Source organism: Kaistia nematophila, from assembly GCF_026343855.1.
GTDB lineage: Bacteria > Pseudomonadota > Alphaproteobacteria > Rhizobiales > Kaistiaceae > Kaistia > Kaistia nematophila.
On record NZ_JAPKNK010000011.1, the window covers coordinates 1 to 25,522 of the forward strand.

25 protein-coding genes are annotated in these 25,522 nt (G+C 66.5%); 16 read left to right on the forward strand and 9 right to left on the reverse strand.

Going from position 1 to position 25,522, the window contains the following annotated elements; all coding sequences use genetic code 11:
- Window positions 1–168 precede the first annotated feature (168 nt).
- Window positions 169–1,206 (reverse strand): C-terminal binding protein, encoded by a 1,038-nt coding sequence (locus OSH07_RS20535; RefSeq protein ID WP_266340564.1) that lies wholly within the window; start codon window positions 1,204–1,206, stop codon window positions 169–171.
- Between the two features lie 84 nt (window positions 1,207–1,290).
- Here OSH07_RS20535 and OSH07_RS20540 point away from each other — a divergent pair, with 84 nt between their 5' ends.
- The 14 genes from OSH07_RS20540 to OSH07_RS20605 all read left to right on the forward strand — a co-directional run bounded on the left by OSH07_RS20540 (window position 1,291) and on the right by OSH07_RS20605 (window position 15,232).
- Window positions 1,291–1,980, forward strand: a complete 690-nt coding sequence (locus OSH07_RS20540; protein ID WP_266340565.1) for a GntR family transcriptional regulator — start codon at window positions 1,291–1,293, stop codon at window positions 1,978–1,980.
- A gap of 133 nt (window positions 1,981–2,113) precedes the next feature.
- Window positions 2,114–3,427, forward strand: a complete 1,314-nt coding sequence (locus OSH07_RS20545) for an ABC transporter substrate-binding protein (protein ID WP_266340566.1) — start codon at window positions 2,114–2,116, stop codon at window positions 3,425–3,427.
- 319 nt (window positions 3,428–3,746) lie between these two features.
- The gene (locus tag OSH07_RS20550) at window positions 3,747–4,667 is read left to right on the forward strand and encodes a carbohydrate ABC transporter permease (RefSeq protein WP_266340567.1); all 921 of its coding nucleotides are present in this window, start codon (window positions 3,747–3,749) and stop codon (window positions 4,665–4,667) included.
- Window positions 4,664–5,503 carry a carbohydrate ABC transporter permease gene (locus tag OSH07_RS20555; RefSeq protein ID WP_266340568.1) on the forward strand — a complete coding sequence of 280 codons (840 nt, stop codon included), beginning with the start codon at window positions 4,664–4,666 and terminating at the stop codon, window positions 5,501–5,503. The genes OSH07_RS20550 and OSH07_RS20555 overlap by 4 nt, the downstream gene beginning before the upstream one ends.
- A gap of 29 nt (window positions 5,504–5,532) precedes the next feature.
- A complete protein-coding gene (locus OSH07_RS20560; RefSeq protein WP_266340569.1) occupies window positions 5,533–6,804 on the forward strand; it encodes a mandelate racemase/muconate lactonizing enzyme family protein in 1,272 nt (423 codons plus the stop codon).
- Entirely contained in the window at window positions 6,798–7,916 is a 1,119-nt protein-coding gene (locus OSH07_RS20565; RefSeq protein ID WP_266340570.1) for an NAD(P)-dependent oxidoreductase, read from the forward strand. The genes OSH07_RS20560 and OSH07_RS20565 overlap by 7 nt, the downstream gene beginning before the upstream one ends.
- Window positions 7,913–8,707, forward strand: coding sequence for an HpcH/HpaI aldolase family protein (locus OSH07_RS20570; protein WP_266340571.1), 795 nt, complete (start codon window positions 7,913–7,915; stop codon window positions 8,705–8,707). Before OSH07_RS20565 ends, OSH07_RS20570 begins: the two co-directional genes overlap by 4 nt.
- 340 nt (window positions 8,708–9,047) lie before the next feature.
- Window positions 9,048–9,827, forward strand: coding sequence for an SDR family NAD(P)-dependent oxidoreductase (locus OSH07_RS20575; protein ID WP_266340572.1), 780 nt, complete (start codon window positions 9,048–9,050; stop codon window positions 9,825–9,827).
- 2 nt (window positions 9,828–9,829) lie between these two features.
- Window positions 9,830–10,681 (forward strand): transketolase, encoded by an 852-nt coding sequence (locus OSH07_RS20580; protein ID WP_266340573.1) that lies wholly within the window; start codon window positions 9,830–9,832, stop codon window positions 10,679–10,681.
- Window positions 10,674–11,654, forward strand: a complete 981-nt coding sequence (locus OSH07_RS20585) for a transketolase family protein (RefSeq protein ID WP_266340574.1) — start codon at window positions 10,674–10,676, stop codon at window positions 11,652–11,654. Before OSH07_RS20580 ends, OSH07_RS20585 begins: the two co-directional genes overlap by 8 nt.
- Complete coding sequence (locus OSH07_RS20590; protein ID WP_266340575.1) at window positions 11,651–12,823, forward strand: mandelate racemase/muconate lactonizing enzyme family protein; 1,173 nt, start codon at window positions 11,651–11,653, stop codon at window positions 12,821–12,823. Before OSH07_RS20585 ends, OSH07_RS20590 begins: the two co-directional genes overlap by 4 nt.
- Window positions 12,824–12,989: 166 nt before the next feature.
- The gene (locus OSH07_RS20595) at window positions 12,990–13,808 is read left to right on the forward strand and encodes a transporter substrate-binding domain-containing protein (protein ID WP_266340576.1); all 819 of its coding nucleotides are present in this window, start codon (window positions 12,990–12,992) and stop codon (window positions 13,806–13,808) included.
- A 67-nt stretch (window positions 13,809–13,875) separates the two neighbouring features.
- On the forward strand, window positions 13,876–14,544 hold the full coding sequence (locus tag OSH07_RS20600; RefSeq protein WP_266340577.1) for an amino acid ABC transporter permease: 669 nt from the start codon (window positions 13,876–13,878) through the stop codon (window positions 14,542–14,544).
- Window positions 14,545–14,557: 13 nt separating this feature from the next.
- The gene (locus OSH07_RS20605) at window positions 14,558–15,232 is read left to right on the forward strand and encodes an amino acid ABC transporter permease (protein ID WP_266340578.1); all 675 of its coding nucleotides are present in this window, start codon (window positions 14,558–14,560) and stop codon (window positions 15,230–15,232) included.
- A 4-nt stretch (window positions 15,233–15,236) separates the two neighbouring features.
- Here OSH07_RS20605 and OSH07_RS20610 read toward each other — a convergent pair whose 3' ends face one another.
- The 8 genes from OSH07_RS20610 to OSH07_RS20645 form a co-directional block, all read right to left on the reverse strand.
- Window positions 15,237–16,274, reverse strand: coding sequence for a substrate-binding domain-containing protein (locus tag OSH07_RS20610; RefSeq protein WP_266340579.1), 1,038 nt, complete (start codon window positions 16,272–16,274; stop codon window positions 15,237–15,239).
- Between the two features lie 196 nt (window positions 16,275–16,470).
- Window positions 16,471–17,610 carry an extracellular solute-binding protein gene (locus tag OSH07_RS20615; RefSeq protein ID WP_266340580.1) on the reverse strand — a complete coding sequence of 380 codons (1,140 nt, stop codon included), beginning with the start codon at window positions 17,608–17,610 and terminating at the stop codon, window positions 16,471–16,473.
- Window positions 17,611–17,753: 143 nt separating this feature from the next.
- Window positions 17,754–18,911, reverse strand: a complete 1,158-nt coding sequence (locus tag OSH07_RS20620; RefSeq protein ID WP_266340581.1) for a CaiB/BaiF CoA transferase family protein — start codon at window positions 18,909–18,911, stop codon at window positions 17,754–17,756.
- A 7-nt stretch (window positions 18,912–18,918) separates the two neighbouring features.
- Window positions 18,919–19,479 (reverse strand): MaoC family dehydratase, encoded by a 561-nt coding sequence (locus OSH07_RS20625; RefSeq protein WP_266340582.1) that lies wholly within the window; start codon window positions 19,477–19,479, stop codon window positions 18,919–18,921.
- A gap of 102 nt (window positions 19,480–19,581) precedes the next feature.
- The gene (locus tag OSH07_RS20630) at window positions 19,582–20,661 is read right to left on the reverse strand and encodes a Gfo/Idh/MocA family protein (protein ID WP_266340583.1); all 1,080 of its coding nucleotides are present in this window, start codon (window positions 20,659–20,661) and stop codon (window positions 19,582–19,584) included.
- Between the two features lie 81 nt (window positions 20,662–20,742).
- Entirely contained in the window at window positions 20,743–21,072 is a 330-nt protein-coding gene (locus OSH07_RS20635) for an L-rhamnose mutarotase (protein ID WP_266340584.1), read from the reverse strand.
- Between the two features lie 161 nt (window positions 21,073–21,233).
- Window positions 21,234–22,064 (reverse strand): amidohydrolase family protein, encoded by an 831-nt coding sequence (locus OSH07_RS20640; protein WP_266340585.1) that lies wholly within the window; start codon window positions 22,062–22,064, stop codon window positions 21,234–21,236.
- A 101-nt stretch (window positions 22,065–22,165) separates the two neighbouring features.
- Complete coding sequence (locus OSH07_RS20645) at window positions 22,166–22,957, reverse strand: IclR family transcriptional regulator (RefSeq protein WP_266340586.1); 792 nt, start codon at window positions 22,955–22,957, stop codon at window positions 22,166–22,168.
- A gap of 168 nt (window positions 22,958–23,125) precedes the next feature.
- Here OSH07_RS20645 and OSH07_RS20650 point away from each other — a divergent pair, with 168 nt between their 5' ends.
- Both OSH07_RS20650 and OSH07_RS20655 read left to right on the forward strand, forming a co-directional pair.
- A complete protein-coding gene (locus OSH07_RS20650) occupies window positions 23,126–24,454 on the forward strand; it encodes an extracellular solute-binding protein (RefSeq protein WP_266340695.1) in 1,329 nt (442 codons plus the stop codon).
- Between the two features lie 164 nt (window positions 24,455–24,618).
- Window positions 24,619–25,521, forward strand: coding sequence for a carbohydrate ABC transporter permease (locus tag OSH07_RS20655; RefSeq protein WP_266340587.1), 903 nt, complete (start codon window positions 24,619–24,621; stop codon window positions 25,519–25,521).
- The last annotated feature ends 1 nt before the right edge of the window (window position 25,522 follow it).

Below are 25,522 nucleotides of genomic sequence, written 5' to 3' on the forward strand. Positions count from 1 at the left end.
TTTGTCCTGTTCCGGCCGGACTTTGCCCTATCGGGCTTCTGGCAAGCCCACGCTCTCCGTCATCCTTGCGAAGGCAAGGATCCATGCCGCCGCGCGCACCTCCCGATGTCCCGGCTGGATGGATCCCGGATCTCCGCTCCGCTGCGTCCGGGATGACGACGGAGGCGCTCAGGAAGCCTTGCGCACCTTGGCCGGCGTCACCAGGAACTCGCGATTGACGCAGTTGGTGAGGCGACCCTCGTTCAGATAGGTGAGGATGCACTCGACCGCCTTGCGCTGCATGTCCTTCATCGCCGCCGGGCTGTAGAAGGCGGCGTGCGGAGAAAGCACCAGGCGACCCTGGATCCAGGGCTCGTTGGCGGCCCAGGCGGCGATCAGCTTCTGGCTGCGATCGGCCGGCTCCTGCGGCAGCACGTCGAGTCCGGCGCCGGCGACGCGCCCATCCTTCATCGCGTCGTAAAGCGCGTCGATGTCGACGATCGGCCCGCGCGCCGTGTTGACCAGGACAAGGCCTGGCTTGGCCGCAGCGAGAGCGTCGGCGTTGATCATGCCAGTCGTCTCGGCGCTGCGCGGCGCGTGCAGGCTGAGCACGTCGCTGATGGACATTAGCTCCTTGAGGCTGTGCACCCGCTCATAGCCGGTCGACAGTTCGACGCCGTTGGAAAGATGCGGATCGTAGAAGACGACGCGCATGTCGAAGGCGGCGGCGCGACGGGCGGCGGCAAGGCCGATCCGGCCAAGGCCGACAATGCCGAAGGTGGCGCCACGCAGGCGGCGAACCAGCGGCGCCCGCGAAAAGCTCCAGCCATTGACGGGATCGCTGTTGAGCAGACGGTCATAGGTATCGGTGCCGCGCGTCAGCGCCAGCATCAGCGCGATGGCGTGATCCGCCACCTCCGTCGTGCCGTAGTCCGGCACGTTGCAGACGGGCACGCCGCGCGCGCCCCAGCCCTCGAGGTCGAGATTGTCGTAACCGACGCCCTCGCGCACGACGATCTTGACCTTCTCGAAGTCGTCGAGATCGGCCGGCAGCAGATGGGTGGCCGAGCAGTTGATCACGGCGTCGGCAGCGGCGCTGCGCGCCCGCGCCAGGCGATAGGCCGGGTCGGCAGGAATGGGATCGATGTCGAATTCCGCCTTCGAACCGAAGAGCTCGAGAAGCTCCGGATTCTCGGGCGGATACCAATTGGCCTTCAGAATGCGCATAGTGTTTCCTGCCGTTCCTCGCCACTTTCGTGCTGGCGCTATTCAGATTGTTAACAGTAGACTGTATCGATGAGCAAGAGCCCAATGACCCCACCCCTGCAGCGCCGCGAACGGCGCGTGCTGACCGACGACGTCGCCGACGCACTCCGCGAGGCGATCCTCAGTGGCCGCTTCAAGCGCGGCGAGCGCCTGATCGAGGACGAACTGGCGGAGAGCCTGAATGTCAGCCGCGGTCCGATCCGCCAGGCAATCTTCCGCCTGCAGCAGGAAGGGCTGGTGGTGCATGAGACGCATCGCGGCGCCACCGTGGCGCAGATCTCGCTGCATGACGCCAACGAGATCTACAGCCTGCGCAAAGCGCTGGAGAAACTCGCGGTCACGGAAGCCTGCACCCATGCGACGGAAAGCGACCTCGCGCCGCTCGAAGCAATTCTTCTGTTATTTCAATCAATTCCGCGCTCTACGATGACGCGCCGCCGGGTCGCGGAGCTCGATATCGACTTTCATGACGCACTGTTCCGCGCGGCCCATCACGCCCGCCTCTATCGCGCCTGGGAGGCGCTGCGCTCGCAGATCTTCGTCTTCCTGCTGCTTCGGGACGGCCTGCCGGAAGATTATCTGACCTCGTGGTACCACGCCCATGCCGGCCTGCTTCAGGTCGTGCGCAGCCGCGACGCGGCCGCGGCTCTTGCATGCATCGAAGAGCATCTCGACGCCGCCTATGGCCGCCTGAAAGAACATCTCTTGGCGACAGAGCCGACCCCGGCCGACTGACACAGGCATGGCGCCTCGCCTTGACAGCCCGCCCCCTCATGCTATCGTCTCATTGTTAACAATTAACAATGGCGGATAAAGCCGCCTTGCTGCGTGCGCGCGTCCCGCCGCATGCCGAGGGAGGAGAACGAGCATGACGAAGCTGTACAGGCCGTCTTCCACGCTGTCGGGCATCCGCCCGACGCGACGCCAGCTGCTGGCGGGCGCGGCCGCGATGGGCGGCGCGATCGCCACCACGCCCCTCATCAGCCGGCCGGCGCGCGCGGCGGACCGCACCAAGCTCAAGCTGATGAGCTGGGAGCAGTTCCAGCCGGGCGAGAAGGACGGCTGGAACGCCGTCATCGAGAAGTTCAACCAGTCGCAGGACAAGTACCAGGTCGAATGGACCGGCTGGCCCGCCAGCCAGTATGTGTCGAACGTCGTCATCCAGGCCCAGGCCGGCGGCATCGACGCGGACATCCTGATGGCGATGCCCGACCTCTCCGCCCAGGTGATCCGCAAGTTCCAGCTCGCCGAGCCGCTCGACGACGTCGTCAAGGCGCTCGGCATCACGCCCTCCGGCGGCCACGAATTCCTGCGCAAGGACGGCAAGCTCTACGGCCTCTCGGCCATCGATGTGAACTTCGCCCTCGTCTACAACAAGGCGCTGTTCGAGAAAGCTGGCGCAAAGCCGGCAACGACGCCGGAAGAGTGGATCGAGACGACGGCCAAGCTGACCAAGCGGCCCGACCAGTTCGGCATCGCGCTCACCAACGTCATCGCCGATTCCGGCGAGTGGTGGTTCCAGCTGCAGAATTTCTGCCTGCCGTTCGACGGCAAATGGGCGGAGGGCAAAACGCCGCTCGCCAACTCGCCCGAGGTGGTCAAGGGCCTCGAACTCTGGAAGAGCCTCTACGAGGCCGGCGTGCCGCAGGGAACGGCGCAGAGCGCGATCATGAAGCTCGCCGCCGACGGCCGTGTCGCCCAGGCGTTCGGCGTCAACCCGACCGTCGTCGTGCTGCGCGCCACAAACCCGGACATCTACCCGGACCTGCTTTCGGCCGCACCGCCCTGGGCAAGCCGCCGCTCGCTCGACCGCATCCATCCGCTGATCGCGCTCAAGGGCAAGAATTCGGAAGGCGCCAAGGAGTTCATCCAGTTCGTCATGACGCCCGACGTCATGGCCGATCTGATGATCACCAACCTCTACGTCATGCCGCCCTACGACCTCGCCGCGAAATCGGAGAAGTTCCGCGCCTTCCTCGCCGACAAGCCGTGGGTGACCGGCTTCAACGAGGCCAAGCAGGTCTCTCCGATCGACGTGATGGGCGATTTCGCCTTCGCCGACGATCAGTTCGGCCGCATCATCATGCAGAACTTCCAGAGCGCGCTGCGCCCCGGCGGTTCGGTGAAGACGGCGATGGACGGCGCCCAGCGCCAGCTCGAAGCGCTGGCGACAAGGCTTTAGCCGCCATCCGGATGAAGGCCGAGGCCTCTTCACCTCTCCCTGAGGGAGAGGTCGATGGCCGAAGACCGGCGGGTGAGGGTTCTACGGCCTCTCCGGATGGTTCCTTACCCCCTCACCCGGAGCTTCGTTCCGACCCCTCCCTAAGGGAGAGGTAAAGAACTGTTCCGCCTCCCCCGTCATCTCCGCGCAAGCGGGGATCCATGCCGTCCCTCCCGTTCCTGGCGGGATGGATCCCGGGCCCGGCCCGGGATGACGGCGAGCGGACCGCACTTCGCCCCGGTATCGGGCGCGCATCGCATACAAGGATCGCGTATCGGCAATGGCTTCGGTGCTCACCCAGACGACGGATCGCCCAAGCCGGACCAAGCCCGCGCGACGCGCCGGCGTGGTCGGCAGCCGCGCCTTCCCCTATCTCCTGATCCTGCCGATGCTGGCGCTCGAAGGGGCGCTGGTGATCTATCCGATCATCCGCGGCGCCCTGTTCAGCCTCGATACGCCGGCCGGCCTCGGGCTCGACAATTACCGCTATATGCTCGTCGATCCCGACTTCTGGCGGATGATCCAGCATACGCTGGTCTTCACCTTTTCCGTCGTCGTCATCATCCTTGCGATCGGGCTCGCCCTGTCCCTGCTGATGAACTGGAGCTTTCGCGGCCGCGGCGTGGTGCGAAGCCTCCTGACCGTGCCCTGGGCCATTCCCGAGGTGCCCGTCGCCATCACCTTCGTGCTGATGCTCGATCCGAGCTTCGGCGTGTTCAACGCCTTCCTGCGGCTCGTTCCTGGCGTCACCGAGAACCCGCAATGGCTGCTCGACCCGACGCTCGCCATGCTGGTGGTGATCGGCGCGACGGTCTGGAAGGGCTTTCCGTTCTATTCGCTGGTGCTGCTCTCGGCGCTGCAGAACGTACCGGCCGAGCTTTATGAGGCGGCGAAGATCGACCGCGCCGGCCGCTTCGCCCAGTTCCGCTACATCACCCTTCCCGGCATTCGCGGCACCGTCGCGCTGCTCGCCGTGCTCGCCTTCATCTATTCGACGCAGCAATTCACGCTGATCTGGCTGATCACCGGCGGCGGCCCGGTCGACGCCACGACGACGCTGGCGCCGGCGATCTACATGCAGGCCTTCCGCTTCTATAATTTCAGCTATGCCGGCGCGATCGCCGTGGTCGGCTTCCTGATCTCGGCGATCGCGACGACCTGCTTCGTCGTCCTGCAGCGCCGGCTGGAGGGAGACGCATGAGAGCCTCCCGCCTCCCCTCGCTCGAAGATCTGCTGCGCGGCGCGGCGATCCTCCTCGTCTCCGCGATCATCTTCTTCCCGGTCTACTGGATGATCGTCTCGTCGATTCGGCCCTCGGCGGAATCGCTCTCCTTCCCGCCGCCGCTCCTGCCCGGCAGCATCGACATCTCCTCCTACTGGCAGCTCTTCACCGACAAGCCGATCGCCCGCTGGCTGATGCTCTCGACGCTGGTCGCCTCGTTGACGGTGATCGGCACGCTGATCCTGGTGATTCCAGGCGCCTATGCGCTGTCGCGGCTCTACTGGCCGGGCCGCTCGGCCTTCGGGTTGCTGCTGCTCTTCACCCAGATGATGCCGGCGGCCGTGATCGTCGCGCCGGTGTTGGCGCTCTACCGGAATCTCGGCTGGACCGACAATCTCTGGGCGCTCGCGCTCCTCCACACCGCCTTCGTCGTGCCGCTCTGCGCCTGGGTGCTGAAGGCGTCGTTCGACGCCGTGCCGAAGGAGATCGTCGAGGCGGCGCTGATCGATGGCTGCGACCGCTGGAAGGTGCTGTGGCTGGTGGTGCTGCCGCTGACCCGGCCCGGCCTCGTCGCCGTCAGCGTCATCGCCTTCTTCGCCAGCTGGAACGAATATCTGTTCGCCTCGACGCTGATCACCCGCAACGAGCTCTACACCGCCTCGCTCGGCCTCGCGACGCTGATGACCCAGCTCGACACGCCGCTCTTCGTGCTGATGGCGGCGGGCGTCACATTCTCGGTGCTGCCGGTGCTCTTCTACATGGCGATCCAGCGCCACCTGCTGCGCGGCCTCACCGCCGGAGCGGTCAAGGGATAACGACAACCACGGCCTTCAGGGGGCATGCGATGAAGATCACGAAGATCGAGACGGTCTGGTTCGAGGCGCTGCCGCAGGCCGAATGGGCCAAGCTTAATCCGAAGGCGCGGCAGGCGCTGCCCAACAATCTCTGGGTCCGCATCCACACCGACAAGGGCCTGATCGGCCTCGGCGAGACCTACTACCTGCCCCGCGCCGTCGCCGCGATCGTCCACGACATCTTCGCGCCGCTGCTGATCGGCCGCGACGCGCGCGACATCGAGAACCACTGGTCGAACATGGCCGCGCTGGTGAATTTCTGCGGCGCGAACGGCGCAGAGATGCGGGCGATCTCGGCCATCGACGTGGCGCTCTGGGACCTCGCCGGCCAGAACGCGGGCGAGCCGATCTACACCATGCTCGGCGGTCGCAGCCGCGACCGCATCAAGGTCTACAACACCTGCGTCGGCTACGGGAAATACGACGACCTGAACGCCTGGCTGAAGGGACGCGCCGGCGAACTGGCGCAGAGCCTCGTCGACCAGGGCATCACGGCGATGAAGATCTGGCCGTTCGACCAGTTCGGCCCCACCCTCTCCGGCCCGGTCGACACGCGGAAGCCGATGGTGATCTGGGGCGCCGAGACCGCCGCCGGCCCGCTCGGCCACAACATCTCCAACGACGACCTCGCGGCGGGAATAAAGATCGTCGCCGACATCCGCGCCGCCGTCGGCGACAGGATGGCGATCGCGATCGAGGGCCATGCGCGCTGGGACCTGCCCGCCTCGACGAAGATCGCCCGCGCCCTAGAACCTTATGACATCCTGTGGCTGGAAGAGATCATGCCGCCCGACAATGTCGAGAGCTATGTCCGGCTGAAGCAGGCCACCACCATCCCGATCTGCCAGAGCGAGCGCGTGTTCACGCGCTTCGGCTACCGGCCCTGGATCGAGCGCGGCGCCGCCGACATCATCATGCCCGACCTCTCCTGGGGCGGCGGCCTGACGGAGGGCCGCAAGATCGCCGCCATGGCCGACACCTACATGCTGCCTGTCACCTGCCACGACACCATCGGCCCGGTGGCGCTCTGGGCGGCGACGCATCTGATGCACCACATCCCGAACGGGCTGATCATGGAGACGGTGCGCGGCTATATCGACGGCTGGTACGACGACGTCGTCACCGACCGGATCGAGGTGCGCGACGGCCATCTGCACCTGCCCGACCGGCCGGGCCTCGGCACGAAGCTGCGCGAGGATCTGTTCACCCGCCCGGGCGCGCGGATCGAGACCACCACCGAGGAAAGCCTGAAGCGATGGTAGACACCCCTCGTTTCACCATCGCCTATACGGGCGATTATCTCGGCCCGGATGGCCAGCTCGCCATCCCCGACATCGCGCTCGACCGCTATGTCGGCCATCCCGCGATCACGGTCGATTTCCTGCGCGATCAGTCGCCGAGCCCGGGCGACCCGACCTATCAGGACCGGCTCTACTCGCTTGAGATCACGCCCCGGCATGTCGCCAGCGCCGACGGCATCGTCATCTTCCGGCCCTGGGTGAAGGCGTCGGCCTTTGCCGAGGGCGCCGAGCGGCTGACGGTGATCGGCCGCGCCGGCGCCGGCATCGACAAGATCGACCTCGACGCCTGCACGCAGAATGACGTCGCCGTCTACAACGCGCCGGACACGCTGACCCACGCCACCGCCTCTTCCGCCTTCCTGCTGATGCTGGCGCTGGCGAAGCGGTTGCCGGAGCAGGAGCGCATGGTTCGCGACGGACGCTGGGACCTCCAGCCCGTCACCATGGGCCTCGACCTGCCGGGCAAGGTACTCGGCATCGTCGGCCTCGGCGCCTCCGGCCGCGAGCTCGCCCGCCTCGCCGCGCCCTGGGGCATGACCATCCTCGCCTTTTCGCCGCACGCCTCCGAGATCGAGGCGGCGCATCTCGGCGTCACCCTCGTCGACAGCCTCGACGAACTGTTCGCAGCAGCCGATTTCGTCTCGCTGCACAACCGCCTCGACGCCCATACGCGCGGGCTGGTCACGGCGGCGCATTTCCGCCGCATGAAGCCGACCGCCTATTTCGTCAATGTCGCGCGCGGCGAGATCGTCGACCAGGCCGCGCTCGTCACGGCGCTGCGCGATGGCTGGATCGCCGGCGCGGGACTCGACGTGTTCGAGCACGAGCCGCTGCCCAAGGACGATCCGCTCACCGCGCTTCCAAACGTCATCCTGACGCCGCACTGGCTGCCTTCTACCCGCGACGCAGCCCGGCTCACCATGACGCTGATCTCCGACGGCATGATCGGCGTGGCGGAGGGGCGTGTTCCCGCGACCATCGTCAATCCCGCCGTTCTCGAGCGCCCCGGCTTCCAGGCCAAGCTCGCCCGCTTCGCTCCATCCGCAGATCCCGCAGAACCGAGACCAACATGATCCGCAAGAACCGTCTGAAGGCCAATCTGAAAGCCGGCCAAAAATCCTTCGGCATGTGGCTGCAGAGCCCCGACCCGACCTTCGCCGAGATCACGGCGCTGACCGGCTTCGACTTCTTCATCCTCGATCTCGAGCACGGCACCGGCGACGTGCTGACGGCCGTCGACGTCATGCGAGCGGCCGCCTGCACGAATTCGACCGCGATGATCCGCGTACCGTCATCCGATCCGATCACGCTGCGCCGCATCGCCGATGCCGGCGCCGAGGCGCTGCTCGTGCCGATGGTCGAGACGGCAGAAGAGGCGAAGAGGATCGTCGACGCCTGCCGCTTCCCGCCGCTCGGCAAGCGCGGCAACGCCTGGGACATCACCCGCGCCGCCGGCTACGGCATCGCCAAGGACTACATGGAGCGCGTGCATGACGAACTGCTCATCGTCGTGCAGATCGAGACCGAGCTGGGGGTGAAGAACGCCCGCGCCATCGCCGATGTCGACGGCGTCGACGTGGTGTTCATCGGCCCGACCGACCTCTCCGGCAGCATCGGCATGCCGGGCCAGACCGGCGCGCCGGAAGTCGAGGCGCTGATTGCCGAGTGTATCGCCGCGGTCGAGCCGACCGGCAAGCCGCTGGCCACCGTGCCGCGCCGCGGCAAGACCTGGCAGCAGGCTTTCGACGACGGCTTCCTGTTCGTCGCCGCCGGCAGCGACCTCTATTATTTCCGCGTCGCCGCCGAAGCCCAGTTCCGCGACTGGCAGGCCTACGCCGCAAAGACAAGGGTGGCGGCGGAGTAGGTTTCGCCGCCAGGTCCCGCTTCGCGGGCTTGCCTCTCGATTTCCGCCTACAGAGGCCAGCCCGCGAGACCCTAGCCGCCGCCGTCATCCCTGCTAAAGCAGGGATCCAGGCCGGGCCTTCAGCGATATCTGTCGTCGAAAGGAAGCTGGATCCCTGCTTTCGCAGGGATGACGCCTCAGCGTGTCAGTCGGGTCAGCGCTTGAATCGCCGTGGTCGACAAGTCATCGCCCCCGACACACGCAGACAAGCGGCCATCCGCCACTCGAAATCCCGCCCGATCCTGATTGACACTTCAAATGGTAGCGTTACCATAAATTGCAAATTGGGGAGGAGATCCAATTGGCCCTTGAGGGAAAACGTGCCGCCGTCACCGGCGCCGCGGCCGGGCTCGGCCGTGAACTCGCCGTCGAACTGGCGCGCCGCGGCGTCGCCGTCGCGCTGATCGACATCGACGCCAAGGGGCTCGAACAGACGCGTGCGCTCGTCGGCGACGCGCCGGCCGCGCCGCTCGTCATCGCCGCCGACCTGACCGCGCCGGACGCACCGGCCGCGATCATCGGCCAGATCGAGCGCGAATGGGGCGGGCTCGACATCCTGATCAACAATGCCGGCTTCGGCCGCATCGAGCCCTTCCTAGAGATGAAGGCCGCTACCTGGCAGAAGACGCTCGCCGTCAACGTCACGGCCGTGGCGATGATGACGATCGCCGCCGGCGAGCTGATGAAACGCCAGGGCGAAGGCCGGATCGTCAACCTGACCTCGCCGGCCTCGCGCATGGCGCTGCCGAACTACGCCGCCTATGCCGCCTCGAAGGCCGGCGTCGATTCCATCACCCGCGCGGCGGCGATCGCGCTCGCGCCCTTCGGCGTGCGCGTCAACAGCGTCGCCCCCGGCATGATGGACACCGAGATGCAGCGCTCGACCGAGGCCGATCTCGCCCGAATCGAGGGCCGTCCCGACGTGCAGGCCTTTCTCGACGAGCGCACCAGGCGCGTCCCGATCGGCCGCCGCGCCGAGATCGCCGAGGTCGCCGCCGCCGTGATCTGGCTCGCCCTCGACGCCCCCTCCTACATCACCGCCGAGCGCCTCAACGCCTCCGGCGGCCTCGACAGGGACTAGCCATGGCACTCGCCAACCACCCACCCGCAACGGCCGACATCGCCGCGTTGAGAGCGCGGGCGAAATCGATGCGCCGGCATGTGCTCACCATGGCGCGCGGGCCCGGCCAGGGCTATGTCGGCCAGGGGCTCGGCATCAGCGACGTGCTCGCCGCGCTCTATTTCCACGAGATGCGCTGGGACCCGGCGGACCTCAAGGCGGCCGACCGCGACCGCTTCCTGCTCTCGACCGGGCACTATTCCATCGCGCTCTGGGCGGCGCTGGCCGAGACCGGCGTCATCCCGCTCGACGAACTCGTCACCTATGGCGCCGACGACAGCCGGCTGGAGATGTCGACGCTCGACACCACGCCAGGCGTCGAGATGATCGGCGGCTCGCTCGGCCATGGCCTCGGCCAGGCAATCGGCATGGCGCTGGGGCTCCGACTGGCAAAATCGCCGGCGCGGATCTTCTGCGAGCTTTCCGACGGCGAGATGCAGGAGGGCTCGACCTGGGAAGCGGCGATGGCGGCCGGCCATTTCTCCCTCGACAACCTCGTCGCGCTGATCGACTGCAACGGCATCCAGGCGGACGGCCCGGTGGTGCTCGACATGGAGCCCGTCGCCGACAAGTGGCGCGCCTTCGGTTTTGCCACGCAGGAAATCGACGGCAACGACATGGCGGCGGTGGTCTCGGCGTTGAAAGAGGCGCGCGCCACAGGCGGCAAGCCGCACGCGATCGTGCTGCGCACCCGGCCGGGCCAGGGCGTACCCACCCTCGTCGCGCGCGAGAAGGCGCATTTCGTCCGCGTAGAACCGGACGAGTGGGATGCACTGATCGCAGAGCTGGAACGGACGGAGACGGATCATGGCTGAGCGCGCCTTTACGCAGGCCATGGGACGCGATGAGGCAACGGGCGGCCGCGCCACGGTCGATGCGCCCTTCGGCCATGCGCTCGTCGAGATCGCCAAGTCTCGCGACGACATTGTCGGCCTGACGGCCGATCTCGGCAAATACACCGACATCCTGCCGTTCCGCGACGCCCATCCGGACCGCTTCTTCAATGTCGGCATGGCCGAGCAGAACCTCGTCGCCGTCGCGGCCGGGCTGGCGCGCACCGGCCTCGTGCCGTTCGCGACCACCTATGGCGTCTTCGCCTCGCGCCGGGCGTTCGATTTCATCGCCATTGCCTGCGCCCATTCGAACCTGCCGGTGAAGATCGTCGCCGGCCTGCCGGGGCTCACCACCGGCTATGGCGGCACGCATCAGGCGATCGAGGATACCGGGCTGATGCGGCTGATCCCCGATCTGGTCGTCATCGACCCCTGCGACGCGACCGAGATCGCCGCCGCCACCCGCGCCGCCGCCGCCCATCCCGGCCCCGTCTACATGCGGCTCTTGCGCGGCAAGGTGCCGGTCGTGTTCGAGCCGGATGGCTTCGAATTCACGATCGGCAAGGCGCGGCTGGCGCGCAAGGGCACGGATGTCGGCTTCGTCTCCACCGGCTTCATGACCGAGCGGGCGCTCGACGCGGCGGCGGCGCTGGAGAGACGCGGGATTTCCGCCGGCGTGCTGCATGTGCCGACGCTGAAACCCTTCGATAGCGAGGCGGTGATCCAGTTTGCGGGAAGCGTCGAGCATCTGGTGACGGCCGAGAACCACGTCGTCTGGGGCGGCCTCGCCTCGCTGGTGGCGGAAACCCTGTTCGACGCCGGCATGACCAGGCGACTGACACGTATCGGCCTGCCCGACCGCTATATCGAATGCGGCTCCGTGCCGACGCTGCAGAAGCGCTACGGGCTGATGATCGACGATCTGGTCGCCGCAGCCGCGGGGGAGAGAGCATGAAGATCACGGAGATCGAGACCTTCGCCGTCGGCGCCGGCTGGAAGAACTGGCTGTTCGTCCGCGTCCACACCGACGCCGGCATCACCGGTCTCGGCGAGGGCACGCTGAACGGCTTCATCCGCACCACCGAGGCGGCGATCCGTGAGCTCGAGCATTTCGTCATCGGCGCGGATCCGCGCCGCGTGACGGCGCTCGCCCGCAAGATGCTCGACAGCGTCTCGCTCGATGGCGGCCACATCCACCGCACGGCGATCGCCGCGATCGAGGTCGCCTGCTGGGACATTCTGGGCAAATCGCTCGGCGTGCCGGTGCACCAGCTGCTTGGCGGGCGAGTGCGCGACAGCGTGCTCGGCTACGCCAATGGCTGGTATCGCGCCGAGCGCACGCCGGAGGCCTTCCTCGAAGCGGCGAAGGCCGTGATCGCCAAGGGCTTCAAGGCGATGAAACTCGATCCGTTCGGCACGGCGCAGGGCTTCATCTCCGAGCCCGAGCTGGATCTGGCCCATGACATCCTCGCCGCGATGCGCGAGGGCCTGCCGGCGCACACGCTGCTCCTGATCGACGTACATGCCCGCTTCACCGAGGCCGAGGCGATCCGCGCCGCCAACCGGCTGGCGCATCTCGACCTCTATTGGTGGGAGGAGCCGACGACCCGCGACCGGCAGGAGACCGTGCATGCGGTCGGACATGCGAGCCCGATCCGCGTCGCCACCGGCGAGATGTACGACACGGTCGGCCAGTTCTTCACGCTCGCCGAAGGTGGCGGCGTCAACATCTTCCAGCCCGAGCCGATGTCGCTCGGCGGCATCGGCAATTCGATGGCCGTCGCCCATCTTGCGCAGGCACATGGCAGCTACATCGCCCCGCACCAGAGCGGTGGCCCGGTCGCCACCGCCGTCTGCCTGCAGCTTGCCGCTTGCGTGGAGAATTTCCTGATCCAGGAGCATTTCGACGCTTTCAACGAGCCGTGGACGCGCGATCTCGTCACCTGGCACCCGACGATCACCCCGGAAACCGGGCATCTGTCGCTGCCGGACGCACCGGGCCTCGGCATCGAGCTCAACGACGAGGTGGCGAAGGCCCATCCCTACGATCCCAAGGCGTTCCTCAACATCCACGCCGAGGGCTGGGAGAAGCGGCTCGGCCAGCGCAAGGAAACGGGCGCGTAGGCCTGATCTGCACCTTGATATGATTATAATAGTATGTTCACACTGACGGCCAAGGCGCGCGCGGTCTGATCGACCGGAAGACGGGCCATCCAGAAGCTACCGAGAGGAAATGTCGGCGCGGCGACGCGCATCCGCGGACCTCGTCCGCGCATCAGGGAGGGAATCGATGCTCAAGGCTCGCTTGAAGACGGTCATCGCCGGCTGCGCCGCGATGGTCCTGTCCACGCTGCTTCTCGCCACGGCGCCGCGCGAGGCCGCCGCCGAGACGATCGACGACATCATCTCGCGCGGCAAGGTGGTAATCGCCATCGACACGACGACGCCGCCCTATGGCATGATCGACGAGCAGTTTCAGCCGGCCGGCTTCGACATCGAATTCGCCAAGAAGATCGGCGAAGGGCTCGGCGTGCCGGTCGAGTTCGTCACCGTCACCTCGCCCGGCCGCATCCCGGCGCTCTTGACCAACCGCGCCGATATGGTGGTGTCGATCTTCTCGATCACCGCGCCGCGCGCCCTGCAGGTCGCCTTCTCGATCCCCTATGCCGGACAATCGGCGGTGGTGATCGCGCCGAAATCGACCCCGATCAAGAGCGCGGCCGACCTCGTCGGCAAGAAGGTCGGGCTGACGCGCGGCACCGGCGAGGACGGATTGCTGACCGAGGCGGCCAAGGCCAATCCCGGCATCGAGATCCTGCGCTTCGACGATTATGCTTCGCTGCTGCAGGCCATGGTCTCGGGCCAGATCGACGCCATGGGCGGCGGCGACTATGGCGACATCTACCTGAAGAAGAGCGCCAAGGGCGACGACTTCGAGATGAAGTACATCCTGAAGACGTTCTATTTCGGCGTCGGCGTCCGGCGCGACAATCCCGACCTTCTGCGCTGGCTCAACACCTTCATCTTCACGCTGAAGCAGGACGGCACGCTGGAACAGCTGTCGCAGAAGTACCGCAACACCCCGTTGCCGCCGCTGCCGGTATTCTAGCTCCCTTCCGGGCGGGACCGTTCGCGGCTCCCGTCCGGATCTACCGGCATGCGATCGGACGGCCCTCATGCAGAGCTACGTCTTCCAGTTCGGCCCGATCCTGATCCGCTCGGAGGAGTTGATCCACGGCGCCTGGCTGACCGTCTGGTTCGCCGCGACCTCGATGGTTCTCGGCCTCGCCATCGGGCTGCTCGGCGCGGTGGCGCGCAGCTTCGGGCCGCGCTGGCTCTCCGCCGTGGTCGCCACCTATGTCGAGCTGATCCGCAACACGCCGCTGCTGATCCAGCTCTATTTCGTCTTCTTCACCCTGCCCTTCCTGGGATTGAAGCTCTCCAGCAGCCAGGCGGCCATCCTGGCGCTGTCGATCCATCTCGGCGCCTATGCGACCGAGATCCTGCGCGCCGGCATCCAGTCGATCCCGGCCGGGCAGATCGAGGCGGCGAAGTCGCTCGGCCTCAGGCCGATCCAGATCATCCGCCGCGTCGTGCTGCTGCAGGCGCTGCGCGCCGTCTATCCCGCGCTGTGCGGCCAGTTCATCCTGCAACTGCTCGGCACCAGCATCATCTCGGCGATCGCTGCCGAGGAACTGACGGCGATCGCGAACAACATGGTGATGCAGACCTTCCGCTCCTTCGAGGTCTATATCGCCGTCGCCATCATCTACTTCGTCCTGGTGCAGGCGTTCGGCCTGCTTTTCCAGGGTTTCTCGCGCATCTTCTTCCGCTGGAAGATCTAGGGAGGGCCGGGCGATGAACCTGCGCGAATTCGGCTTCGGCGAATTCAGCTTCCTGCTGTTCTCGGCCCGCTGGACCATCCTGCTGTCGCTGATCGCCTTTGCCGGCGGCGGCGCGCTCGGCCTCGTCGTCGCGGCGCTTCGCATCAGCGCGAGGCGGCCGGTGCGGATGCTGGCGGCGGGCTATATCCGCTTCTTCCAGAGCACGCCGATCCTGATCCAATTGTTCATGGCCTATTACGGCACCGCCTTCATCGGCCTCAGCCCCGATCCCTGGACGGCGGCGGCGATTACCTTCTCGCTCAACGCGGCCGCCTTTTTCGGCGATATCTTCCGCGGCTCAATCGAGGCGATCCCGCGCGGCCAGTGGGAGGCGGCGAAGGCGCTCAGCCTGCGCCATCTGGCGACCCTGCGCCTCGTCATCCTGCCGCAGGCGCTGAAGCTGATGCTGCCGCCGACGGTCGGCTTCATGGTGCAGATCGTGAAGACCACCTCGGTCGCGTCGCTGATCGGCCTGACCGAGCTCGCCCGCACGGCGACGATGATCAACACCGTCACCTTCGAGCCGATGCTGGTGTTCGGTTCGGTGGCGCTGATCTACTTCGCGCTCTGCTGGCCGATGTCGCTGATCGCGCGCCGCCTCGAACGGCGGCTCGAGGTGGAAGGACGGGGCCGCGCGGCGCTCGCCTGAGCGCTCAGGCGCTCTCGCGCTCGACGATCTCGAATTCCATCGGAACGATGCGCGGCAGCTCCGGCTCCCCCTTCAACCGGCGCAGCATCTGCTCGACGGCGCGCCGCCCCATCTGGTAGCGCGGGATCCGGAGCGTGGTGAGGCGCGGATAGAGCTCGGCCGCAAGGTCCATGTCGCCATAGCCGGCGATCGCCATCCGCCCGGGTATCTTCCAGCCGCGCCGGTGGCACTCCTGCACGGCGCCGATGGCGAGCGTGTCCGACGAACAGAACAGCACATCCAGTTCCGGATCGCGGGCCGACAAGGCGACGAGCGCCGCGGCGCCGCCCTGCGCGGTGATCGGCACCTCGATCTCCAGGCCGCCGGGATAGACATGGCCGTGATCGACCAGCGCCTGGCGATAGCCGATGCGGCGCTGCTGCAGGCGGTCATTGCCGTGCACCGGCGTCGAGGCGAAGCCGATGCGGCGATAGCCCTTGCCGATCAGATGGCGGGTCATGGCATAGGCGGTGTCGAAATTCGAGACGCCGACCGCCATGTCGATCGGCTCGTGGCCGCGAATCTCGCTGATCTCGACCACGGCCACCTCGCCGGCGGCGAGCAGGTGGCGGGCGGAATCCGAGGTGACGAAGGCCTGCAGGATCAGTCCGGCCGGCTGCCAGCCGAGCAGCGCGCGGATCGCCTTCTCCTCGGCCTCGGGATCGAAGGCGCCCTGGATCAGCAAAAGCTGGTAGCCCGCCTCGTGGCAGGCGTCCGACATGCCCTGGACCTGCTCGGCGATGCCGGAATTGATCAGCGGCGGCACCATGGTGCCCAGCATGCGGCGGCGGCTCGGCGTCGACGACATGGCCGAGGCGATCTGGTTGCGGATGAAGCCCTCGCGCTCGATCACCGCCAGCACGCGGGCGCGCGTATCGGGCGACACCTTGTCGGGATCGGCCAGCGCCCGCGAAACGGTCATTGGCGCGACGCCGGCCCGGCGGGCGATTTCCTTCATGCTGATGCGCGGCTTGCTGGGATTGCGCCTGCTGGAATCCGCCATCGAAACTCGCTCCCCTCGCCGCCCGCAGACTCGGCACAAGTTTCGATCTTAAAGCGTTTTACGGCGTTTCGGAATCGGATGACTTAGCAATCGGCCGCGAGGGTCGGCGAGACGGCCATCGAGAGGCGTTGCCACCTCCCGATATCCCTGGACCGTCGATGGCGGGCCCGGCCAGGGCCGGCCCCGCCATTCGATATCAGGCGTTGGCGAAGCTCTGGCGGAACAGCAGGTTGAGCTCGGCGATCAGCGCGGCGCCGGGCTCGCCGGCCTGGAGCGCGACATTGATGCGCTTCGACGCCGCGTCCTGGAACGCCATGTAGCCATTGTGGCGCGGACGCAGCCAGGCGCCCTCCAGCGTCGGCCGGGTGTTCTCGTAGAAGCCGTGCGTCGGGGCGTTGACCTCCGGGGCCTCCCAGGCCGTGGCATGGCCGGGCTGGCCGCCATTCGACGCATAGGGACCGCGCTGCACGTCGGCGCTGGCGAGCCAGTAGGCGAGATCGATCGCGGCGTCACGGTTCTGCGAATAGGCGGAGACGGCGATGCCGGTGCCGCCGAGCGCCGAGCCGACCGGGCCGTTCGTACCCAGCACCGGCATGTCGGCGAAGGCGAGCCGGTTGGGACGGAAGCCGTCGGTCGCGTAGCTGACATAGCCATAGAGCAGCGGCGCCACGGCGATTTCAGAGCCTTCCGCCGCCAGCTTCTCGAACACCTGGATCGGATCGCTGTCGAAATCGGCCATGCCGTTGGCGGCAAGGCTCTGCAACAGCTCGTAGACGCGGACGCCGGTTGCCGGGTCGATCAGGTCGCCCTCGCCGCTGACGTCGCAGGGATGGCCGAGATTGGCGGCGAGCGAATAGAAGCTCATCAGCGAGTGCGGCGCGCGGAACGGCACCAGCACCTTGCCGGCGCCGAGCGCCAGGACCTCGTCCCAGGTCGTCGGCGGCGTGTCGATCAGGTCGGGGCGATAGGCGAGCACCGGCGTCGCGGCATCGATCGGGAACGCCCACTGATGGCCCTGCCAGGTGTAGCTGCGATAGGACGCGCCGACGGAACCGGCGGCGAGCGCCTCGCGCTCGGCCTCGCGGCCGGCGACGTCGAGCGGCGCCAGGCAGCCTTCCTTGGTGATCTGGCCGACATGCGGATGATCGATGACGATCAGGTCATAGGCACGCGCCAGCTCCTCGACCGGGAAGCTCTCGAAATCCTGCAGCGAGCGCTTGTCCCATTCGACCTGGACGCCCGTTTCCTTCAGATACAGCTCGGCGCAGGCGACGACCGGGTCGTAGCCGCGCGGATGGCTCCAGGTCATGCCCTTGAGCGTGATCGGCTTGGTCATATCTCTTCCCCCTCGAACCGGACCGGCGGCGTGGCGCGGGATCGCGGCTGGCATTGAAATGGCGGCCGGCGAACCGGCCCGTCTTCCTCAAATTCCTGCGGCGGCCTTCGATCCCTCAGGCTCGGAAGGCCGCCAATCTTCCGTCACAGGCCGAATTCGGCCCGGATCTCCTCGGTGTGCTCGCCGATGCGCGGCGCGGCGCGCGACAGCGGCGGGCGCTTGCCGTCGACGCGGATCGGCGAGCGCGTGGTGACGACACGGACATTGTCGGCGCGCTCGACCGTCTGCAGCATGTCGAGCGAGGTGAAGCCCTCGCTCTGCAGCAGTTCCGGCCACTCCAATACCTTGGCGCACCAGATGTCGGCCGGCTCCAGGATCGACAGCCAGTGCTCGGTCGTTTCGGTGGCGAGGCGGTTGGCGATCAGCCGCTTGATCGCATCGCGTTCCGAGAACCAGCTCTTCGGCGTGTCGCGATAGAGATCGAGTTCCGGCATCTCGAGCAGGTCGGCGAGCTTGGGGATCGGCGTCATGGCGACGGCGAGGAAGCCGTTCTGGGTCGGATAGATGCCGTAGGGCGCCGAAAGATAGGCATGGGCGCTGCGGAAGCTGGCGCGGGTCGGCTTGCGGCCGCCGTCATTCAGGTGCGTCGTCAGCACCTCGAACTGGAAGTCGACCAGCGCCTCGATCAGGCTGGTCTCGACATGCGAGCCCTGGCCGGAAATGCCGCGCCGGACCAGCGCCGCCAGGATGCCCTGGCACAGCGCGGCGCCCGCCAGCATGTCGGCGATGGCGAGACCGAACGGTACGGGCCCCTGCCCTTCGTCGCCGTTCAGCCAGGTGACGCCGGAACGCGCCTGCGCCAGCAGGTCCTGGCCGGGGCGGGTCACCCACGGCCCCTCGTCGCCATAGCCGGTGATCGAGCCATAGACGACGTCGGGATTGATCTCCTTGATCGTCTCGTAGCCGAGGCCGAGGCGGTTGATCACGCCGGGGCGGAAATTCTGCATGACGACGTCGGCCTTCGCGAGCAGCTTCTTCAGGCTCTCCAGCTCGACCGGGTTCTTCATGTCGACGGCATAGCTCTCCTTGTTGCGGTTGATCGCATGGAAGAGCGTGGAGTCGCCGCCGATCTCGGTGTCGGTCAGATACAGGCGACGGCAGAGATCGCCGCCGTCCGGGCGCTCGATCTTGATGACGCGGGCGCCGAGATCGAGCAGCCGCAGCGCGCAATAGGGACCGGACAGGAACTGGCTGAGATCGACGACGAGCAGGCCGTCGAGCGGCAAATCGGACTTGGACATTCTTGGCCTATTTCTTCTCGACCTGATCGGCGAAGGCGGTTGCGTCACGGTAGCGAACGGTCTGCAGATGCTCGCAATAGAGCACCAGCTCGCCCTCGCCCTTGAACACTTCATAGGAAGCGCGGATCAGGCCCATTTCCTGGTATTTCGGGCGCTTATCCAGATTGGTGCGGATCGTGTAGATCGTGTCGCCGATGAACACCGGCTTGATGAAGCGGAGCTTGTCGTAGCCATAGGAAAAGGCGTTGACGCAGTTCGTCGCGACGAGGCCGAGGCCGGCCGAGAAGACGAAGGCGCCGGCGACCAGCCGGCGGCCGAACACGCCCTCAGTCTCGGCGAACATCTGGTCCTGGACGTAGGGATGGATGTCCGTGACCAGCGTGTTGAAGAGATGCGACTCGCCCTCGCCGATCGTGCGGCGCAGCGAGCGGATCTTCTGGCCTACCGGCCAATCCTCATAGAGCCAGTTCTCCGCATTCCAGACCGGAAGGTCGGCGTGATCCTTCGGCATGTCCTTGGGATGCGTCGAACTCACGCCGACGGTCGGCGCGAATTCCTCTGATGTCATAGTCGTCTCCGTCCCTCAGTCACTTCATATATCAATCGATCGCTCATCTGCAAATAAAGTTTCCGCCCGCAGATGGATTGATTGATTTGATCGCGCGCCGCCCTATCCGGGCTGCTGCGGCACCGGCGTCGCCGGCTCGGCAGCCGAGCGGAACGCCGCCTCGACCAGCGCCATGGTGTGCCAGGCATCCTCGACCGAGGTGACGAGGCTGTCGTCCTCGCCGGCCGAGAAGCGCTGCAGGTTCGACATCACGCCGGCGAAGGCATTCGGGAACCAGCCGCCGGCGAGCGGCACCTGCCGCCAGTCGGCGTCGGCTCCGCGCGCGGCCGTGATCCAGAGTTCGTCCGGCTCCCCCGCCGGATAGTTCAGGAGCAGGCCGAGCTTGACCGACGCCGCGCCCTGGTCGCCCTCGAAGCGGAAGGTCGCGTCCTGGAACTTGCGGCCGAAATCATGGTCGTGGTTGATCGACAGCGTGCAGCGGACATCGGGACCGAAATCGAGCATGGCCGAGGTGCGCGTCTGCGCCAGTTCGTTGCCGGGATGGCCGAGCGTGCGCGCATGGATGCCGGTCGGATTGCCGAGCATGCCGCGGATCAGGTCGAGGTAGTGGATCGAGTGCACGGCGATCTCAACGCGCGACATCCCCTTCAGGAACGGGAACAGGTGCCAGGGCGTGACGAGGTTCAGATGCATCTCGACATCGACCAGCCGGCCGAGCAGGCCGCGCTGCAGCGCGTCGCGCACCGCCAGCATCATCGGCGAGAAGCGGAGCTGGAAATTGACGGCGGCCTTGAACTGGCGCTCGCGGCAGAGATTGAGGATCGCCGTTGCCTCGTCGAGGTCGCGTCCCATCGGCTTCTGGATCAGGACCGTCGCGCCCTTGGGCAGGCGGCGCATGATCTCGAGATGCGCCGCCGGCGGCGTGGCGAGATCGAAGATCGCGTCGCGCGCCGCCACCGCCTCGTCGAGCGTGCGGAAGAACGGCACGCCCCACTGCTCGGCCAGCGCCTTGGCGCGGCCGACGTCGCGGTCGAAGATGCCGGCGACGGGAAAGCCCGCCAGCGCATAGGCCGGCAGATGGGCGTCATTGACGATGCCACCGGCACCGATGATCACGATGGGCCGGGGCGCCGTCGGCAGCGGCCAGGCCTGAACGAGCGATGCGGGGTCGAACGACGTCATGGATGGATCCTCGATGGGCGCGGCGGCGCGCCGTTCTGCCCCCCTCCCGCTGGCGGGAGAGGGTCGGGGTGAGGGTGTTCCTCAATCGATATGGAAGACTTCTTCCATGCCGGCCCACCACTCGCCTTCCTTGCGGGTCTCGAGCGGCTTCTGCAGCGGCATGCAGACCGACCACCATTCCTGCGTCGTCGGATCCTCGGCCATCTTGGCGCTGTCGGCGGCGAAGTCGGTGCCGTGATATTCGAAATAGGCGAAGAGCAGGTTTTCCGGCTCCTTCAGGTAGATCGAATAGTTCCTGATGTTGCAGTCGGCGATCTTGGCGAGCACGCCCGGCCAGACGGCGGCGTGCAGGCGCTTGTATTCCTCGATCGCCCCGTCCTGCAGGCCGATGACATTTCCCATGCGCTGCATGTGATCTTCTCCCCTGTCCGTTGTTTTAAGCTCGGCTGCCAAGCTTCTCCGATCGTCATCCCTGCGCAAGCGGGGATCCGTTGCAGCCCCGGCAGACGGCGGCTGCATGGATCCCAGATCTACGCTTCGCTTCACCCGGGATGACGGCGGAGGGCTCGAAGTCAATCCAGCCGATAGATCCGCTCGGCGTTGCGGTGCAGCAGGCCGGCTTTCTCGTCGTCGCTGGCGCCCTTGATGATCTCATGCGTTGCGGCGACCCAGCGGCCGAGATCGCCCGTCAGCGTGCAGACCGGCCAGTCCGAGCCCCAGACCACGCGGTCCCAGCCGAAGGCGCCGATCGTGTGCTCGACGAAGGGACGCAGGTCGTCCACGGTCCAGTTGACCGGGTCGCCATAGGCGATGACGCCGGAGATCTTGGCGGCGACGTTCGGCAGATCCGCGATCGCCGACATGTTCGTGCGCCAGGGCTCGAACGCCTTGTCCTTGACGTTGGGCACGCCGCAATGATCGACGACGAACTGCACGTCCGGCGCCGCTTTGGCGATGGCGATCGCGATCGGGATCTGGTGCGGCAGCACACAGAAATCGAAGGTCAGCTGGTGCGCGGCGAGCCGCTTGATGTTGTCGGCGAAGATCGGGCGCTGACCCAGTTCGTCCGGCGACTGGTGCAGGATGCGGCGCAAGCCCTTGACCTTAGGGTTGGCGGCAAGGCGCTCCAGCTGGGCGGCGAACTCAGCGCTCTCTGGGCGGCAGGCGGCGATCGCGCCGATCACGCCCTGGCCGAGGCCGGTCACGAATGCAGTCTCCGGCTCGATATCCGCCTCGGCGACGTCGACCTCCATGTGGATCATGTCGGTGATGCCGGCGGCCTTCGCCTGCGGCAGGTAGTCCTCGATGGTGAAATTGCGGTTGAGCTTCGGTGCGCCGCCAAGCCAGGGGTAGGAAAACCGCTCCTGGTAGACCAGGTGCAGGTGGGTATCGATCATCCGCATGCGCATCTCCTCCGGCCGGATTTCTCGGATTCCGGTCCATTCATATGTGGGCTTATCATTCACGCCAAGCCGGCGCGTGGCAAGCTCGCCTGCCGGTCCCGCTACGGCGATCCTGCCTCGACGGCGCCGCGCCCCAGCACATGCGACAGGTCGCGGCTGGCGGCGAGCAGGATATCCATGGCCTCCTGCATGTTCGGCGCGTTCGGCCGATCGATCCGGGGCAGGAACGGACAGGTCAGCGCCGCCAGTGCGGTGTCGTTGGCGCCGAGCACGGGCACCGACAGGTTGTAGACCGACTGCGACTGGGCGCTCGGCGTCGATTCGAAGCCGCGCCGGCGGATCTGCGCCAGCCGCTCGTCGAGATTGTCCGGCCGCCCCTTGTCCTCGGCCTGCTCCTCGCGCTCGGCCTCCATCATCGTCCGCTCCTCGGGCGTCGCGAAGGCGAGCAGAACATGGCCGGAGCCGGTGTTGTAGAGACTGACCCGCGCGCCGACGCGAATCGAATAACTCCAATAGCTTGGCGCATCCATCTGGGCGACGACGACGACCCGGCCGCGGTCGTAGATGGCGAGGTGGCAGGCCTGCTCCGAATCGCGCGAGAACTGCCGCATCACCGGCAGCGCCTGGCTGACGAGCCGGCGCACGGGGGCATGCTGATGGGCGAGCGCGAACAGCCGCAGCGTCAGTTCATAGCGGTCGCCATGCACGCGCGCGACGTAGCTGCGCCGCACGAGACGGTCGAGCATGCGGTAAATCTCGTTCGGCGAACGGTTCAACGCCTTGGCGATTTCGGCCTGCGTCATGCTCTCGTCGGTGGCCGCGAGCAGTTCAAGAATGTCGAGCCCCTTGTCGAGGGCGGGTGCGCGATATCGGTCGTTCGCGTCGTCGAGCATGGTTCGCCTCCCCATGGGCCAGCGGCCCGGCCCCGACAAGTTAGACATTGACTCGATCCAGTCAATTTCGCTTATATACGAATGCTCCATTCAGTAGTGGAGAATGCGACAGGCCTCAAACCAAAGCGGTTCGGGCGCCTTCTGGGAGGAATTCGACACATGAATTTTATGCGCGGCATCAAGGCCGCTCTTTTTTCGTGCGCGGCTCTTGGCGCGCTGACCGCAGTCGCTTCGGCTGAAGACGCTGCCAATTGGGGCTCCTTCCCCGGCTATACGCTGAAGGTGAAGCTCGTCGGCGGCACGCAGTACGAGAAGCTCTACACGCGCATTCCCGAATGGGAGAAGGCGACCGGCGCCAAGGTCGAGATCGTCTCGTCGAAGAACCATTTCGAGCTCGACCGCGAGATCAAGCAGGACATCGCTTCCGGCACGATCACCTGGTGCGTCGGCTCCAACCACACCAGCTTCGCGCCGCAGTACGGTGATCTCTACGTCGACCTGAAGACGCTGATCCCGCAGGCGACGCTGGACGAATACGTCCCCGGCACGCTGGCTGCCTCGATGGTCGACGGCCGCCTCGTGCAGCTGCCCCGCGTCACCGACGTCTCGAACCTCTACTACCAGAAAGAGCTGTACGAGAACGCCGACAACAAGGCGAAGTACAAGGAGAAGTTCGGCACCGAGCTCGCTCCGCCGAAGACCTTCGACGAGTTGAAGCAGCAGATCATCTTCTTCGCCAGCCCGCCGAACCTCTACGGCACCGCTTTCGCCGGCAAGGACGAGGGCATGACCGGCCGCTTCATGGAGATCGTGCGCGCCAATGGCGGCGACATGTTCGACGAGAACTGGAAGCCGATCTTCAACTCGCAGGCCGGCGTCGACGCCCTGCAGTGGTTCATCGACATCTACAACGCCAAGGCCGTCCCGGCCGGCACGGTGAACTATACCTGGGACGACATCGGCCAGGCCTTCGCCGCCGGCACCCTCGCCGTCGACCTCGACTGGCCCGGCTTCGCCGCCTTCTACAACGACCCGGCCAAGTCCAAGGTCGCCGGCAAGGTCGGCTTCGCCCTGTCGCCGGTCGGCACCGCCGGCAAGCGCGGCGGCTGGTCCGGCTCGCACTCCTTCTCGATCACCCAGGCCTGCGACAACAAGGAAGCCGCGGCCAGCCTGATCACCTTCCTGACCGACTACGATTCGGAAATGCTCGAAGCCCGCGCCGGCAACCTGCCGACCCGGACCAAGGCGTTCACCGACGTCGTCGAGGAGTTCAAGAAGGGCGACACGCCTTACATGGCCGAGATGTTCGCGGTCTGGGAAAAGTCCCTCGCCGAAGCCCGCACGCCGCCGCTGATCCCCCAGTGGATCGAAGTGTCGAACGTGATCTGGCCGGAACTGCAGGCCGCCATCGTCGGCCAGAAGACCGCCCAGGAGGCGCTCGATACCGCCGCCAAGAAGGCGACGCAGATCATGGAAGACGCCGGCGTCCTCCAGTAGACCCTGACTGACCCAAATGAACCTCGCCCGCTCGCGGGCGAGGTTTTGTTTCAGGGCGCGCCGTCGTGGCTGCTCCCGCCGCCCAGAACTCCCCGAGCGGAGAGCGGGCACAGAAGACCCGGACCTCGCGGTCCCGCCCGTTCAACGGCTCACGGAATCCTTCCATGCGTTTCTTCCGAAGCCGGCTCTCGCCTCCTCTCCTGCTGTTGATGCCGGCCTTCGTCATCATCGCGCTGGTGGTGGCGCTGCCGCTCCTGTTCTCGCTCTATACGAGCTTCACGGGCTACCGCCTGGTGCAGCCCGCCTCGCTCTGGCAGTGGGTCGGCTGGCGCAACTACCAGCGCCTGCTCACCGACGTCGACTTCTGGTGGGCCTTCGGCCGCACGGTGGTGTTCCTGACGGTCGCGCTCAATCTGGAACTGGTGATCGGCCTCGGCATCGCTCTCCTGATCGACAAGCTGACCGCCGGCCAGCGCATCATCCGGACCATCATGATGTTCCCGATGATGTTCTCGCCGATCCTCGTCGGCTTCCAGTTCAAGTACATCTTCAACGACAATGTCGGCCTGGTGAACAACGCCATCCAGTCGCTCGGCTGGTCGGACGTGACGATCCCGTGGCTGGTCAATCCGGTCACCGCCAACCTCGCCATCCTGATGGCCGAGGTCTGGATGTCGACGCCAATTTTCGCGATCCTGCTGCTGGCGGGCCTGATGGCCATGCCGCGCGATCCGATCGAGGCGGCCAAGGTGGACGGCTGCAATCCGTGGCAGGTCTTCCGCCACATCACGCTGCCCTACCTGATGCCCTTCGTCTACATCGCCATGGCCATCCGCTCGCTCGACGTGGCGCGCGCCTATGACATGGTCAAGATCATGACCAATGGCGGCCCGGCCGGACGCACGGAGCTGCTGTGGACGCTGATCGCCCGCACCGGCTACCAGGACGCCCGCATGGGCATGGCCAACGCCATGTCCTACGCCTCAATCCTGCTGTCGGTCTATTTCACCGTCTATTTCTTCCGCAAGCTCGCCGCCGCGCGACGCACCATGGGCGGGGTGGCTTGAT

Bases quoted from the DNA above. Each gene is read 5' to 3' on its own strand.
- OSH07_RS20535 (WP_266340564.1), bottom strand. From the start codon at position 1,206: ATGCGCATTCTGAAGGCCAATTGGTATCCGCCCGAGAATCCGGAGCTT.
- OSH07_RS20540 (WP_266340565.1), top strand. From the start codon at position 1,291: ATGACCCCACCCCTGCAGCGCCGCGAACGGCGCGTGCTGACCGACGAC.
- OSH07_RS20545 (WP_266340566.1), top strand. From the start codon at position 2,114: ATGACGAAGCTGTACAGGCCGTCTTCCACGCTGTCGGGCATCCGCCCG.
- OSH07_RS20550 (WP_266340567.1), top strand. From the start codon at position 3,747: ATGGCTTCGGTGCTCACCCAGACGACGGATCGCCCAAGCCGGACCAAG.
- OSH07_RS20555 (WP_266340568.1), top strand. From the start codon at position 4,664: ATGAGAGCCTCCCGCCTCCCCTCGCTCGAAGATCTGCTGCGCGGCGCG.
- OSH07_RS20560 (WP_266340569.1), top strand. From the start codon at position 5,533: ATGAAGATCACGAAGATCGAGACGGTCTGGTTCGAGGCGCTGCCGCAG.
- OSH07_RS20565 (WP_266340570.1), top strand. From the start codon at position 6,798: ATGGTAGACACCCCTCGTTTCACCATCGCCTATACGGGCGATTATCTC.
- OSH07_RS20570 (WP_266340571.1), top strand. From the start codon at position 7,913: ATGATCCGCAAGAACCGTCTGAAGGCCAATCTGAAAGCCGGCCAAAAA.
- OSH07_RS20580 (WP_266340573.1), top strand. From the start codon at position 9,830: ATGGCACTCGCCAACCACCCACCCGCAACGGCCGACATCGCCGCGTTG.
- OSH07_RS20585 (WP_266340574.1), top strand. From the start codon at position 10,674: ATGGCTGAGCGCGCCTTTACGCAGGCCATGGGACGCGATGAGGCAACG.
- OSH07_RS20590 (WP_266340575.1), top strand. From the start codon at position 11,651: ATGAAGATCACGGAGATCGAGACCTTCGCCGTCGGCGCCGGCTGGAAG.
- OSH07_RS20595 (WP_266340576.1), top strand. From the start codon at position 12,990: ATGCTCAAGGCTCGCTTGAAGACGGTCATCGCCGGCTGCGCCGCGATG.
- OSH07_RS20600 (WP_266340577.1), top strand. From the start codon at position 13,876: ATGCAGAGCTACGTCTTCCAGTTCGGCCCGATCCTGATCCGCTCGGAG.
- OSH07_RS20605 (WP_266340578.1), top strand. From the start codon at position 14,558: ATGAACCTGCGCGAATTCGGCTTCGGCGAATTCAGCTTCCTGCTGTTC.
- OSH07_RS20610 (WP_266340579.1), bottom strand. From the start codon at position 16,274: ATGGCGGATTCCAGCAGGCGCAATCCCAGCAAGCCGCGCATCAGCATG.
- OSH07_RS20615 (WP_266340580.1), bottom strand. From the start codon at position 17,610: ATGACCAAGCCGATCACGCTCAAGGGCATGACCTGGAGCCATCCGCGC.
- OSH07_RS20620 (WP_266340581.1), bottom strand. From the start codon at position 18,911: ATGTCCAAGTCCGATTTGCCGCTCGACGGCCTGCTCGTCGTCGATCTC.
- OSH07_RS20625 (WP_266340582.1), bottom strand. From the start codon at position 19,479: ATGACATCAGAGGAATTCGCGCCGACCGTCGGCGTGAGTTCGACGCAT.
- OSH07_RS20630 (WP_266340583.1), bottom strand. From the start codon at position 20,661: ATGACGTCGTTCGACCCCGCATCGCTCGTTCAGGCCTGGCCGCTGCCG.
- OSH07_RS20635 (WP_266340584.1), bottom strand. From the start codon at position 21,072: ATGCAGCGCATGGGAAATGTCATCGGCCTGCAGGACGGGGCGATCGAG.
- OSH07_RS20640 (WP_266340585.1), bottom strand. From the start codon at position 22,064: ATGCGGATGATCGATACCCACCTGCACCTGGTCTACCAGGAGCGGTTT.
- OSH07_RS20645 (WP_266340586.1), bottom strand. From the start codon at position 22,957: ATGCTCGACGACGCGAACGACCGATATCGCGCACCCGCCCTCGACAAG.
- OSH07_RS20650 (WP_266340695.1), top strand. From the start codon at position 23,126: ATGCGCGGCATCAAGGCCGCTCTTTTTTCGTGCGCGGCTCTTGGCGCG.
- OSH07_RS20655 (WP_266340587.1), top strand. From the start codon at position 24,619: ATGCGTTTCTTCCGAAGCCGGCTCTCGCCTCCTCTCCTGCTGTTGATG.